13 protein-coding genes are annotated in these 12,967 nt (G+C 63.1%); 4 read left to right on the top strand and 9 right to left on the bottom strand.

The annotated features are described in order from the left end of the window. Nucleotides 1–369: IS5/IS1182 family transposase (locus GEU01_RS01505; RefSeq protein ID WP_019084660.1), on the top strand; the 369-nt coding region annotated here is incomplete at its 5' end. A 56-nt stretch (nucleotides 370–425) separates the two neighbouring features. On the opposite strand, the gene GEU01_RS01510 is transcribed toward GEU01_RS01505, so the two are convergent. The 4 genes from GEU01_RS01510 to rpsD form a co-directional block, all read right to left on the bottom strand. Next, on the bottom strand, nucleotides 426–1,211 hold the full coding sequence (locus GEU01_RS01510) for an RNA methyltransferase (protein WP_026018400.1): 786 nt from the start codon (nucleotides 1,209–1,211) through the stop codon (nucleotides 426–428). Then, nucleotides 1,208–2,572 (bottom strand): cysteine--tRNA ligase, encoded by a 1,365-nt coding sequence (cysS, locus tag GEU01_RS01515; protein WP_019084662.1) that lies wholly within the window; start codon nucleotides 2,570–2,572, stop codon nucleotides 1,208–1,210. Before cysS ends, GEU01_RS01510 begins: the two co-directional genes overlap by 4 nt. 86 nt (nucleotides 2,573–2,658) lie before the next feature. Then, entirely contained in the window at nucleotides 2,659–4,221 is a 1,563-nt protein-coding gene (locus tag GEU01_RS01520; protein WP_010506991.1) for a peptide chain release factor 3, read from the bottom strand. A 118-nt stretch (nucleotides 4,222–4,339) separates the two neighbouring features. Further along, nucleotides 4,340–4,957 carry a 30S ribosomal protein S4 gene (gene rpsD, locus GEU01_RS01525; RefSeq protein ID WP_010506989.1) on the bottom strand — a complete coding sequence of 206 codons (618 nt, stop codon included), beginning with the start codon at nucleotides 4,955–4,957 and terminating at the stop codon, nucleotides 4,340–4,342. 315 nt (nucleotides 4,958–5,272) lie between these two features. Between rpsD and GEU01_RS01530 the strand changes: the two genes are divergently transcribed. Continuing rightward, a complete protein-coding gene (locus GEU01_RS01530) occupies nucleotides 5,273–5,821 on the top strand; it encodes an HdeD family acid-resistance protein (protein ID WP_010506987.1) in 549 nt (182 codons plus the stop codon). On the opposite strand, the gene GEU01_RS01535 is transcribed toward GEU01_RS01530, so the two are convergent. After that, a complete protein-coding gene (locus GEU01_RS01535) occupies nucleotides 5,800–6,573 on the bottom strand; it encodes an NADPH-dependent F420 reductase (RefSeq protein ID WP_019084663.1) in 774 nt (257 codons plus the stop codon). The genes GEU01_RS01530 and GEU01_RS01535 overlap by 22 nt on opposite strands. 123 nt (nucleotides 6,574–6,696) lie before the next feature. Here GEU01_RS01535 and GEU01_RS01540 point away from each other — a divergent pair, with 123 nt between their 5' ends. Then, nucleotides 6,697–7,044, top strand: a complete 348-nt coding sequence (locus GEU01_RS01540) for a hypothetical protein (protein WP_019084664.1) — start codon at nucleotides 6,697–6,699, stop codon at nucleotides 7,042–7,044. 13 nt (nucleotides 7,045–7,057) lie between these two features. On the opposite strand, the gene GEU01_RS01545 is transcribed toward GEU01_RS01540, so the two are convergent. The 3 genes from GEU01_RS01545 to alaS form a co-directional block, all read right to left on the bottom strand. Next, entirely contained in the window at nucleotides 7,058–7,921 is an 864-nt protein-coding gene (locus GEU01_RS01545) for an endonuclease/exonuclease/phosphatase family protein (RefSeq protein WP_019084665.1), read from the bottom strand. Nucleotides 7,922–7,973: 52 nt separating this feature from the next. Next, a complete protein-coding gene (locus GEU01_RS01550) occupies nucleotides 7,974–8,666 on the bottom strand; it encodes a carbonic anhydrase (protein WP_019084666.1) in 693 nt (230 codons plus the stop codon). A gap of 295 nt (nucleotides 8,667–8,961) precedes the next feature. After that, nucleotides 8,962–11,604: an alanine--tRNA ligase gene (alaS, locus tag GEU01_RS01555; RefSeq protein ID WP_019084667.1), complete on the bottom strand. Its 2,643-nt coding sequence runs from the start codon at nucleotides 11,602–11,604 to the stop codon at nucleotides 8,962–8,964. A gap of 167 nt (nucleotides 11,605–11,771) precedes the next feature. Between alaS and GEU01_RS01560 the strand changes: the two genes are divergently transcribed. Next, a complete protein-coding gene (locus GEU01_RS01560) occupies nucleotides 11,772–12,476 on the top strand; it encodes a TenA family protein (protein ID WP_019084668.1) in 705 nt (234 codons plus the stop codon). Here the strand turns inward: GEU01_RS01560 and GEU01_RS01565 are convergent. Then, nucleotides 12,398–12,922, bottom strand: coding sequence for a GtrA family protein (locus tag GEU01_RS01565; protein WP_019084669.1), 525 nt, complete (start codon nucleotides 12,920–12,922; stop codon nucleotides 12,398–12,400). The genes GEU01_RS01560 and GEU01_RS01565 overlap by 79 nt on opposite strands. Nucleotides 12,923–12,967 lie beyond the last annotated feature (45 nt).

Genomic DNA, 12,967 nt, shown 5'->3' on the forward strand with positions numbered 1-12,967 from the left:
GCCATGACCGACGCCCTGGGCAATTTGGTCCGCTTTACGCTTATCCTCGGCCAGCATTACGACACGGTCGGGGTGGCGCCGCTTCTTGAACCGGCTGATTTCGAGGGACTTCTTGCCGACAAGGCGTTCGATGTCCACTGGATCATGGACACCATACGCGCGCAAGGGGCCCGCGTGGTCATTCCCCAGCGTCGGAACCGCCTCGACAGGCGCCCCTTCGATGGAGCCCTGTTCAAGGCACGCCATCTCATCGAGAACTTCTTCTGCAAGCTCAAAGAGTTCAAGCGCATCGCCATGCGAAGTGACAAGACCGACAGATCATTCGCAGCGATGATTTATCTCACTGCTGCAATCATCAATTCGCGTTAATTCCCAACAGGCCCTGGAAAAAGCTTCACCAAAAACTTTTGTTTTTTAACAGTTATTTATGACTTGTTGCCCTGCCGTGCTTTGCGCCCACGGGACAGTTCCGTCACCACGCCGTGCAGCGTGCGCAGTTCCTGCTCCGTCACTTCGCCACGCAGGAAGAAGTGGCGCAGGTTGCGCACCATGCCCGCGCGCTTCTGTTCATTGCGCAGGAAACCGCATTCATCCAGATCCGCGATCAGGTGGCGCATGAAATTGTCCAGTTCGCCACGGGTCGCCACATGCGTCTCGTTGGTCATGAGCGTGCGCGGCGGCGTGTCGTCGGCTGCCATCCACCATTCATACGCCATGATCATCACCGCCTGCGCCAGGTTGAGTGACATGAACGCGGGATTGAGCGGGTAGCGGATCAGCGCATCGGCGCGGGCCATATCCTCGTTATCCAGCCCTGCGCGTTCGGGGCCGAACATCAGCCCCACCTTCAGCCCGCGATCCGTCATTTCCCGCAGTTCCGCAGCGCCACCGCGCGCGGTCAGCACCGGCTTGACGATATGGCGCGGGCGGGGACAGGTGGCGAATACGTGGTGCAGGTCGGCTACCGCGTCATCCACCGTATCAAACACCTGCGCGGATTCCAGGATACGGTCGGCGCCAGACGCGCTGCGCCACGCGCGTTCGAGCGGCCAGCCATCACGCGGCGCAACCAGACGCATGTGGAATAGCCCGCCATTGGCCATGGCGCGGGCCGTGGTGCCGATGTTCTCGGCCATCTGGGGCCGGACAAGGATCACGACCGGGCTGTTGCCAATGGGGCCGATATCCGCCCCGCCGTCGCGGCCGGTCATGCCTGCCTCCATGTCGTGCCCTGCGGGCCGTCTTCCAGCACGATGCCCTGTGCGGCAAGATCGTTGCGGATTTCATCCGCGCGGGCAAAATCACGTGCCTTGCGCGCGGCCAGCCGTTCCGCGATCAGGCGTTCGATATGGGCGGGGTCCACTTTCGCATCACCACGGAACCATGACTCCGGCGTGTCCTGCAACAGGCCAATCAGGTTGCCCGCGGCTTTCAGCTGTGCCGCAGCCCCGCTGTCACCCGCCATGGCGGCATCGGCCAGTGCGTGCATTTCCGCCAGCGCGCGCGGGGTGTTCAGGTCGTCGCACAATACCTGCACCACGCTGTCCGGCGCGGGCACGGCGTCCTGCATGGGATCAAGGTTTTCCAGCGCACGGTAGAAGCGGTCGAGCATCTGGCGGGCTTCATTCAGCCCTTCGCGGGTAAAGTTCAGCACGGAACGGTACTGCGCGCGCAACAGCAGCAGGCGCAGGGCCTCTGCAGGCGTATCGCGCAGCACGTCGCGCACGGTCAGGAAGTTGCCGAGGGATTTCGACATCTTCTCCCCGTTCACCAGCAGCATGGCGTTATGCACCCAGTGATTGGCGAAGCGGCCATGCGGGTGGCAGCACATGCTCTGTGCGCGTTCGTTTTCATGGTGGGGGAACAGCAGGTCAGACCCGCCGCCATGAATGTCGAAACTTTCGCCCAGGTAACGCTGCGACATGGCCGAACATTCGATATGCCAGCCCGGGCGGCCCCGGCCCCACGGGCTGTCCCAGCCCGGCGTCTGGTCGTCGGACGGTTTCCACAGCACGAAATCACCTGGATCACGCTTGTAGGGCGCGACTTCCACCCGTGCGCCGGCAATCAGGTCATCGGGCGTGCGGCCCGACAGCGCGCCATAGGATGGATAGGTGTTCACCGCGAACAGGACGTGTCCTTCGGCCTCATAGGCGTGGCCGCTTTCGATCAGGCGGCGGATCATGTCCTGCATCTCGCCAATATGGTGGGTCGCGCGCGGTTCCACATCCGGTGGCAGGATGGAAACGGCGGCCAGGTCCTCATGGAAATCGTGGATGGTGCGCGCGGTCAGGTCGGCAATGGATTCGCCATTGGCATGGGCGCGGGCGTTGATCTTGTCATCCACGTCCGTGATGTTGCGCACATAGGTCACGCGCTTGTACAGGTGCCGCAGCAGGCGCACCAGCACGTCCGCCGTCAGCATGGCGCGCAGGTTGCCGATATGCGCCAGATCATAGACCGTGGGACCGCAGTAATAGACCCGCACGTTGTCGGGTGCCAGCGGGACGAAGGGAACGGTGCTGCGCGTCCTGCTGTCGTGCAGGTGCAGGCGGGGCTGTGTGTCGGACATGATGCGCCTAGATGCGACAGACGGGCGGGATTACGCAAGACCTCATCTGTGCCTGTAATGCGGGCCAGTCACGCTGGCACGTCCGGTCAGGCGATTTCCTGCCCGATCTGCTTGATGTCATGGAACGTAAGGTCCGGGTTGCCTTCCGCCGTGCGCTTCATCATGAACGCCGATGACGCAAGGAAGACCGGGTCACCGTCAATGTCATCCGCCATGGCCGTGCGATTGGCCATGCAGAAGGCTTCCAGCTTTTCACGCGGGCCGGTGACCCAGCGTGCAAGGTTGTACGGTGTCGATTCGAAGCCGATCGCAACCCCGTATTCCCCCTTCAGCCGCGACTGAAGCACGTCAAGCTGCAGCGTGCCGACCACGCCCACGATCGGCGGGGCGCCATCCTGCGGGCGGAACAGCTGGACCACGCCTTCTTCCGCCAGTTCGGTCAGGGCCTGCCGCAGCTTCTTGGCCTTCATCGCATCATCCAGCCGCACGCGGCGCAGGATTTCAGGCGCGAAATAGGGCACGCCGGTAAAGCGCAGGTCCTCGCCTTCGGTCAGCGTGTCACCAATACGCAGCGTGCCGTGGTTGGGAATGCCCACCACATCGCCCGCGAAGGCTTCCTCCGCCAGTTGCCGGTCACGCGCGAAGAAGAATTGCGGCGTATGCAGCGCGAACTGCTTGCCGATCCGCACGTGCTTGAGCCGCATGCCGCGCTGCAGCTTGCCCGAACAGATGCGCGCGAACGCCATGCGGTCGCGATGGTTGGGGTCCATGTTGGCCTGGATCTTGAACACCAGCGCGGTCAGGGCGGGTTCATCGGCGCGCACGTTGCGTGTTTCCGTCGCCTGGTCGCGTGGCGGCGGGCCAAAGGCGGCCAGCGCATCCAGCAGGTCGGTGACACCGATTTCCTTCATCGCACTGCCGAAGAACACCGGCGTCAGGTGCCCGGCATTGAAGCTTTCCAGATCGAATTCCGGCAGTGCCGCCTCAACCAGTTCCAGTTCCTCGCCCAGTTGCACCATGCGCGGGTCGGTCTGGTCCAGCGGCTCGGTGACGTGCAGTTCGCGGTGGCGGATATCGTAGGTGCCCACGAATTTGGCGGCACGGCCCACCGGCCATGTGGCGGGCGAGGTATCGAGTGCCAGCGAGGATGAGATTTCATCCAGCAGGGCAAACGGATCCTGCGATTCGCGGTCCATCTTGTTGATGAAGGTGACGATGGGAATATCGCGCAGGCGACAGATCTCGAACAGCTTGCGCGTCCGGGCCTCGATGCCCTTGGCGGCGTCGATCACCATCACGGCGGCATCGACCGCCGTCAGCGTGCGGTAGGTATCTTCCGAGAAGTCTTCATGGCCCGGGGTATCGAGCAGGTTGAAGATGCAGCCGCCATATTCAAACGTCATGACCGATGTCACGACGGAAATGCCGCGATCGCGCTCGATCCCCATCCAGTCCGAACGCGTGCGCCGTCGTTCGCCCTTGGCCCGCACGTTGCCCGCCATCTGGATCGCGCCACCGGCGCGCAGGATGCGTTCGGTCAGCGTGGTCTTGCCCGCATCAGGGTGGGAGATGATGGCGAATGTGCGCCGCCGGGTAATTTCGGCGGCGAGCGGGTTATCGGCGGCGGTGGCGGTCACGGTCTTGTCCATTCCTGCGGCTGGCCCGATGGACGGAAGGCGGAACCGGGCAGGGGCCAGAAACGCGGACGCCGGACGCGGGGACAAAACCCCACGCCCGGCGTCACGCCTGCCCGGTTCCGGGACTTGATCAGCGAGAGTAGAATTCGATGACCAGGTTCGGTTCCATCTGGACCGGATACGGAACGTCCGACAGCTTGGGGCTGCGCAGGAACGAACCCTTCATCTGGCGGTGGTCCACTTCCATGTATTCCGGCACGTCGCGTTCGCCGCTCTGCGCCGCATCCAGCACGATGGCCAGCTGCTTGGACTTTTCACGCACTTCGATCACGTCGCCATCACGCACCAGGTAGGACGGGATGTTGACCTTGCGGCCGTTGACCGTGATGTGGCCGTGGCTGATGAACTGACGCGCCGCGAACGGGGTGATCGCGAACTTCAGGCGGTAGACAACCGCGTCCAGCCGGCGTTCCAGCAGGTCGATCAGGTTTTCGGAGGTATCGCCCTTGCGACGCACGGCCTCGTCATAATACTTGCGGAACTGCTTTTCGCCGATGTTGCCGTAATAGCCCTTCAGCTTCTGCTTGGCCATCAGCTGCACGGAGAAGTCGGACGGCTTCTGCTTGCGGCGCTGACCATGCTGGCCGGGGCCATATTCGCGCTTGTTGACCGGGGACTTTGCACGGCCCCACAGGTTTACGCCAAGGCGACGGTTGATTTTGTACTTGCTCTCAAGGCGCTTGCTCATCTGCGCGCTCTCTCTTCATTCATCTGCATGGCATGCGGCACAGCCGCCTGTCATGTTGTTGCACCGGTAGGTCCTGTTCCGCATGAACAGGACGGGCGCGATCCGTATTACCGGCACCGGGGAGCAATCACCCATGGGCACCAGCCGTATCGTCCACGTTCCCGGCAGTCGGGCGCGTATAGAAGTACTGTGCCCGTCCTGTCAATCACCGCGCAGCATGGCGCAGGCCGCAAAAGCCTGTATCGCACAGTGCTGCTGGCCTGTTATTAAACGGGAACCGGAAGAATACATTACAGGAATAAAGGGGTTTTGTGCATGGAAACGCCATTTACGCAGCGCTGGGGGCTGTTTGTCGGCCTTGGCGCCATATCGTTCGGCCTGGGCATCATGGCGTGGGTGGATGCGCTGGCGGTGTCGCTGGCCAGTACCATCCTGCTTGGGGTCCTGCTGTTTGTCGCGGGCACAGTGCAGCTTGTGCATGCCTTTGTCGTGCGCGACTGGAGCGGGCGGTTCATGTCCATCCTGGGCGGCGCGCTGTATATCCTGGCGGGCACGATGATGATGGAAGAACCGACCACCGGTTCCATGGTCATCACCATCTTCATTTCCGCCTGCCTGGTCGTGTCGGGCATTGCGCGTATTGTCATGGCGTTCCAGCAGCGCGGCCTGCAGGGATGGTGGCTGATCCTCCTGGGGGGGCTGATCAGCCTGCTGGTGGGTGTATGCCTGTATGCGACGCTGCCATGGTCGGGGCTGTGGCTGATCGGCACGTTTGTCGCGGTTGAACTGATTGCCGCGGGCATCGGCTGGATCCAGTTCGGCCTTGCCCTGCGGCAGGCCGCCTACATCCCGCCCGAGAACTGAGTGGCAAGGTTTCGGTCAATGGGATTGTTGGCCGAAACCCCCAGCAGGTTGCGCAGGTCGGTGGCGTTCATCCGGGCCTCGAACCCGGGATTGCCGGGCTGGAACAGCATGGCCGTCGAAAGGGACCCGACCATGACGGGGTCGAACCCCGCGTCATGGATCAGCCAGCCCGCCACATACAACGCCTGCACCACATCGCCCGCCATGGGCAGGGCCAGGCGGGGCGGCGTGCGGAATGTCTCGGCTTCCAGCGTGGTCATGTCCTCGGAATTGAAGGCCCGCACGACCGACGCCTGCGGGAACAGCGCCTGCGTGGTGACACCCGCCCCCTTGCGCAGCGCCAGCCGCCCGATCTTCCCGTCCCGCCAGCCATAGGGATTGGTCGGGTCGATAAGCGGCTTGGTCCCCACGATCGACCCGATGGTGTGCCGCAACTGGGGCAGCGCGCCATAGGGGACCGCCAGCACCACCGCATCGCCAAACTTCGCGGCCTCCTGTGGCGTGCCCTCACGGGCGAGGGGATACAGTTCCGACGCCAGTTTTTTGGCAGGCCCCTTATGGATGTCGGAAAACATGACCTGATGCCCCGCCCGGGTCCACAGATGCCCCAGCGTGCTGCCGACATGGCCCGACCCGATCATGCCGATGCGCAGGGGGCGGCGTGCATGGGCCACCCCCGGCAGGCTGGCAGGCACCAGCGTAGCCAGTGCGGCAAGCAGGCCGTGTCGGCGGGTCAGTTTCAGGGCTGGCATGCATCTCTCCTGTTCTGGCGGCATGTGGTAGTATGGCACGGGATGGCCTAATCCAATGGTTGGTTCTTTGCCGACCTGTCGGATATATGACACAGACTTGGCTGAAGCAGGAGTACAGCGTCAATGACCGATACCCCCGATCAGGACCGGACCGTGGTCGCGCAGTCCGCTGTTCCCGCAGGCGTGGAGCACCCGGTGGAAGCCCTGCATGAAGCCGTGCAGGAAGATGAGGCGGCCCTTGCGGCCACCACCGTCCCCGATCCCGGCCCGGTGCCCGAAGCCCAGACACAGGTCGTGCCTACCGACAGTGACGCCGTGGCGACAAGCCATGCGGCCGCCACGGCGTCCATGGCCCCTGAATTCATGCCCTACAGGGAACTGTTCCAGCTTATGGGCGCGATCGTGTTCGTGCTGATCGTGCTGGCGGTAGGGTGGAACGCCATGCATGCATCCGGTATCTGGCCGGAATGAAGTCCTGACCCGTTCAGGGCGTGCCGTGCGCATCAGGTAGCGACAGCCTGACCGATACGGGACAGTGATCGGACAGGCGCGTGGTGTCGTCGTGTCCGTTTTCGCGGTACAGCATGACGCGCAGGCTGTCTGGCCGCAGCCATTCACGCGCGGGGCCACCGGCGATGATATGATCGATGAAATAATTTCCCTGGGCGCAGGGACTGGCGCGACCGGCCGTGGCCAGTGCCAGCGGGCCGTTTTCGGACAGCGCACGCCATGCGGGATCGTCTGGTGCCAGCAGACGGTTGAAATCACCCATCACGACAAAGGCCTCGCCTTCGTCCTGCCGTTCCATGATCCAGTCCTGGACGATTGCAATCTGCCGCATCAGCGTCTGGCAGGCCGGCTTGCGGGCCGCTGGCTGCGAATCGCGGCATCCGGCTTTCAGGTGGACCACCAGCACGCGCAGGCTGTCAGCACCCTGGCCTATCGTCACATCCAGCCCGGTGCGCAGGTGATGGGGGGCGGAAGGGGGATAGACATCCAGCGCCGTCACGTCCCCATGCCGCATGACTACAAGGTCCACCCGCACAGCCAGTGCGACTTTCTGCACGACAGGGTCATTGGACATGATGATGCGGTAGTGCTGTGCGGGAAACAGCCGGGCGGCAAGCTGTGGGCTGTCAACTTCCTCCAGCGCTGCGATATCGGGGGCCAGGCGGCTGGCATAATGCGCCAGCCGATCCAGTTCCGCTTCCGTGCGTGGCGTGACATCGGGGGGCAGGGCAGGATCGCCCTGCGGGCGCGTGGTCAGCCATTCAAGGTTCCATGTGGAAAGCCTGAGGCTGCCCGTGGCCTGCGCGCCCACGGGCAGGGCAAGCAGCGCAAGGGCCACGGTCAGGCAGGGCCATGCCCGCCGCAGCCCCCGTGCCGGAAGTGGCCCGGGATTATGGCGTGGCGGTATCAGCCGCCTGCTGTGCCCGCAGCTTGGCGATGGCTTCGTCCACGTGGATGAACGTGCGCGACGTTTCATCCAGCACGACAACTTCCCCACTGGCGATGTCATAGAACCATCCATGCAACGTCAGGGTGCCACGGGCAAGTCCCGCCGCGACGGCGGGATGGGTACGCAGGTGCGCAATCTGCAACTGCACGTTCTGTTCCGACAGGCTGCGCACGCTGGCGGGGCCTGCGTCAGATGCCTCCAGCACGGCGCGCGCGGCTTCGGCATTGCGCAGCCAGCTTGCCACGGTGGGCATCCTGTTCAGGTTGCTGGCTTCGGGATCGAGCAGGGCCTTCATCGCGCCGCAGTTGGAATGGCCGCATACGATGATATGCGAAACCTTCAGGGCGCTTACGGCATATTCAATGGCGGATGACACGCCGCCCAGCATTTCCCCGTAGGCGGGCACGATATTGCCGATGTTGCGCAGCACGAACAGGTCGCCCGGCTGGGTCTGCGTGATCATGCTGGGATTTACCCGGCTGTCGGCACAGGCAATGAACAGCGTGTCGGGGGACTGGCTTTCCGCCAGGCTTGCGAACAGTTCGCGGTTTTGCGGAAAGACTTCGGTATTGAACCGCTCCACGCCATGCAGCAGGTCAATAAGGGTATCACGGGCAGTATGGGTCGCGGCCATTGTAAAATCCTGTCACCTGAATGTCCGGATAAAGGCAAATCCGCCCACCGCAATGACGTCGCGGCACAATCCGGCGGCTGGGGTGGTATCCCATGATATCTGTATCATGGGAACACCTGTTGGGCACAATTGTTTCGTCATGATGGTTGCGGGAAATACTATGTAACCACAATATAATTAAGAAACATTCACTTTCTGTATTGCAGTATTCATGCATCGCAGGCGGGGGCGTACAGAACAACGGCGCACCAGGTGCGCCGTTGCGTGTCCATCGTGCCTGAACGGGGCCGTTGGATCAGCCCGCCTGCATGGCGGCGCGCACGGCGTCCAGTGCGGCCTCCACCTTGCTGGTGTCCGGACCACCGGCCTGCGCCATGTCGCGACGGCCACCGCCGCCCTTGCCACCCATGGCGGCGCTTGCGGCGCGGACCAGGGTCACGGCATCAACCTTTTCCGCCAGGTCAGGTGTGGCGGCGACCACGATGCTGCCCTTGCCATCCGCAGTGGAGATCAGGGCAATCACGCCCGACCCGATTTCCTTGCGCAGGGAATCGGCCAGCGGCTTGAGTTCCTTGGGCGGCAGTTCGCCCACGTTGCGGGCATCCAGCCTGATGCCATTGATTTCCACGATCGATGCCGCCGACTGGCTGCCCGATGCCAGCTTGCGCTGCAGGTCGGAAATCTGGCGTTCCATCACCTTGCGTTCGTCCAGCAGCACCGCAAGGCGCTCGGGCGCTTCCGCAGGCGGCACGCGCAGCATGGCGGCCATCTGGTTCAGGCGTTCTTCGGTGGCGACGGTGGCATTCTGCGCGGACAGGCCGGTCACGGCCTCGATCCGCCGCACGCCTGATGACACGCCACTTTCGGACGTGATGCGGAACAGGCCGATATCGCCGGTGCGGCGCACATGGGTGCCGCCGCACAGCTCGATCGACCAGCCCGCGCGCCCGTCCTCGGGGCCACCCATGGACACAACGCGGACCTCATCACCATATTTTTCGCCAAACAGGGCCATGGCGCCCTGTTCGATGGCCTCTTCCGGCGTCATGTGGCGGGTGGTGACTTCGGTGTTTTCACGGATGCGGGCATTCACCTCGGCCTCGATATCCGCCAGTTCTTCCGGTGTGATCGGGCGTGGCTGGCTGACGTCAAAGCGCAGGCGGTCGGGGGCGTTCAGGCTGCCCTTCTGCGTGACATGATCGCCCAGGCGGCGGCGCAGGGCTTCATGCAGCAGGTGGGTGGCGGAATGGTGCGCGCGGATGGCGCTGCGGCGATCGTGATCGACCTGCGCCGTGACCGCCATGCCGGGCTTGACCGTGCCTTCGATGACCGTGCCGTAATGCACCAGCAGGTCCCCCAGCTTCTTCTGCGTATCGGTAATGGCGATATGCAGGCCGGGGGCCGTGATGGTGCCGGTATCGCCCACCTGGCCACCGCTTTCGCCATAGAACGGGGTCTGGTTCAGCAGCAGGGCGACCTTGGTGCCCGGGCCTGCCGCGTCCACCTGCGCGTTGTCCACCACCACGGTCTGGACTTCGGCATCCGATGTCTCGGTGGTGTAGCCGAGGAATTCGCTGGCGCCGAAGGTATCGCGCGCCTCGAACCATACGGTTTCGGTGGCGCTGTCGCCCGATCCGCTCCATGCCGCGCGGGCGCGCTTGCGCTGCACGTCCATGGCCTCGTTGAAGCCTTCCACGTCCACGCCGTGGCTGGTGCCGCGCAGGGCGTCCTGTGTCAGGTCCAGCGGGAAGCCGAACGTGTCATACAGCTTGAACGCAACGGCGCCGGGCAGGGGCGCGCCGTCGCCCAGGTGTTCCGTCTCGTCCGCCAGCAGTGACAGCCCACGGTCCAGCATGGCCTTGAAGCGTTCTTCCTCGCCCTTCATCGTGCCCTCGATCAGGGCGCGGGCGTGGACCAGTTCGGGATAGGCCTCGCCCATCTGCCGGATCAGCGCGGGAACCAGTTTGTAGAATGTCGGCTCCGTCGTGCCCATCATGTGCAGGTGGCGCATGGCGCGGCGCATGATCCGGCGCAGCACGTAGCCACGCCCGTCCTTGGAGGGCAGCACCCCATCGGCAATCAGGAACGAGGTGGAGCGCAGATGGTCGGCCACCACGCGGTGGCTGGCGTTGAACGGCCCGTCCGGATCCTGTCCCGTGACCTCGGCCGAGGCCAGGATCAGCGCGCGGAAGGTGTCGGTATCGTAGTTGTCGCGCTTGCCCTGCAGGATCGCGGCAAAGCGTTCCAGCCCCAGCCCGGTGTCGATGGACGGGCGCGGCAGGGGCGAGCGGGTGCCGGGCGGATTCTCGAAATACTGCATGAACACGAGGTTCCAGATTTCGGTAAACCGGTCGCCGTCCTCATCGGGGGAGCCGGGCGGGCCACCCGCGACTTCGGGGCCGTGATCGTAGAAGATTTCGGAACACGGGCCGCATGGGCCGGTATCGCCCATGCGCCAGAAATTGTCGGAGGTAGGAATGCGGATGATCCGGTCATCGGACAGGCCCGCAATCTTGCGCCACAGGGTTGCTGCTTCCTCATCATCGGCATAGACGGTGGCCAGCAGCTTTTCCCTGGGCAGCCCGAACGTGCCGGTCACCAGCTTCCAGGCCAGTTCGATGGCTTCGGCCTTGAAATAATCCCCGAACGAGAAATTGCCCATCATCTCGAAAAACGTGTGATGGCGGGCGGTATAGCCCACATTGTCCAGGTCGTTGTGCTTGCCGCCCGCGCGCACGACCTTCTGGGCCGTTGTGGCGCGGGAATAGGGGCGCGTTTCCTGCCCGGTGAACACGTTCTTGAACTGCACCATACCAGCGTTGGTAAACAGCAGCGTCGGATCGTTGTGCGGCACCAGGGACGAGGACGGCACGATCTGATGCCCGTTCCCCGCGAAATAGTCGAGGAAGGTGGCACGAATGTCGTTTGTTGTGGGCATGGCGGGAAACAGACGATCCTGTATTGAAGGTATAGATGTAAAACCGGTTTCATTCACCTAGCGCACGTAGCGCCAGACCGGAAGTATGAACATGCGTGTTGTGCCCATATGGCTGTTGCGTGCCATGCGTGGCGCAGGGCGGACAAAACCGCACGAAGGGAGGAAACATGACCGGGGAATGGCATGCGGAACGTGACTGGCCGTTGCTGACGCAGGGGCTTGCTGGCCGCCTGCGCCAGGATTGCATGAAGCAGTGGCTGGATTTTGTGGACCATCCGTTCGTACATGGCGTGGCCAATGGCACGCTGGCGGAGGGGGCGTTCCGCAACTTCCTGATCCAGGATTATCTCTATCTGATCCAGTACGCCCGCGCCTGCGCCCTGCTGGTTCACAAATCGGATACCCTTGCGGCCATGCGGCATGCGGCCGGCCTGCTGTCGGGCATACTCGATACCGAACTGTCCATGCATGTGGGGTATTGCCGGCAGTGGGGCATAGGGGAATCGGCGCTGGAACAGGCAGAGGAATCAATCGAATTACTTGCCTACAGCCGTTTTATACTTGACCGTGCCCAGACGGGCGACATGCTCGATCTGCTGGTGACGCTGGCGCCATGCCTGATCGGTTATGCCGAGGTGGGCGCGCGACTGCATGCCAGTCCACGCACGCTGCGTGAAGGCAATCCGTACTGGTCATGGATCGCGTTATATGGCGGGGGGGATTATACCGCGCTGGTGGAAGACGGAATCCGTCGTCTGGATGAAGTCGGTGCGGCCTGTGGCGCGCAGGCGCGTTATCCGAGCTTGCTGCGGGAGTTCACAACCTCCGTGCGGCTGGAGACCGTATTCTGGACCACGGCGCGTTCGGACTGAAACGGGACGATTTCCGCCGTCGTGCGTTCGGGCTGGCTGGATTCGGAATGAAAGACAAGCTTCCGGCTGATATGGAAGTTCGCCATCATTCCCGCTGCCGCCCCGGCCGCCAGCGCCAGCACGGGATAGGCCTTGAACACGGGGGAAAGGTGAAACAGCGTGAACACGCACCCGCGGTTGAGGAAGAAGCCCAGTGAATTGCCAGCAAGGAAACGCAGCCACTGAATGACGAAATGATGCTGGTTGCCAACGTTGCGGAAGGTCCAGAGGCGATTGATCAGCCAGTTGATCGACGCTGCGATGAAATACGCGGCAATCGTTGCAATCGTCAGGCCCACAAAGGGGCGAAGGCTGTAGACCGTTCCCGTATCCCAACACAGCCCCAGAAGTCCGACAACACCAAATTTCAGGAACTGTGTAATTTTCTTGGAAGATAGAATTGGCAAGACATTATCCTTCTGCCTGTGGACAGGCGACCATCACATGAACAG

It is taken from the genome of Komagataeibacter europaeus LMG 18890, from assembly GCF_000285295.1.
Classification (GTDB): Bacteria; Pseudomonadota; Alphaproteobacteria; order Acetobacterales; family Acetobacteraceae; genus Komagataeibacter; species Komagataeibacter europaeus.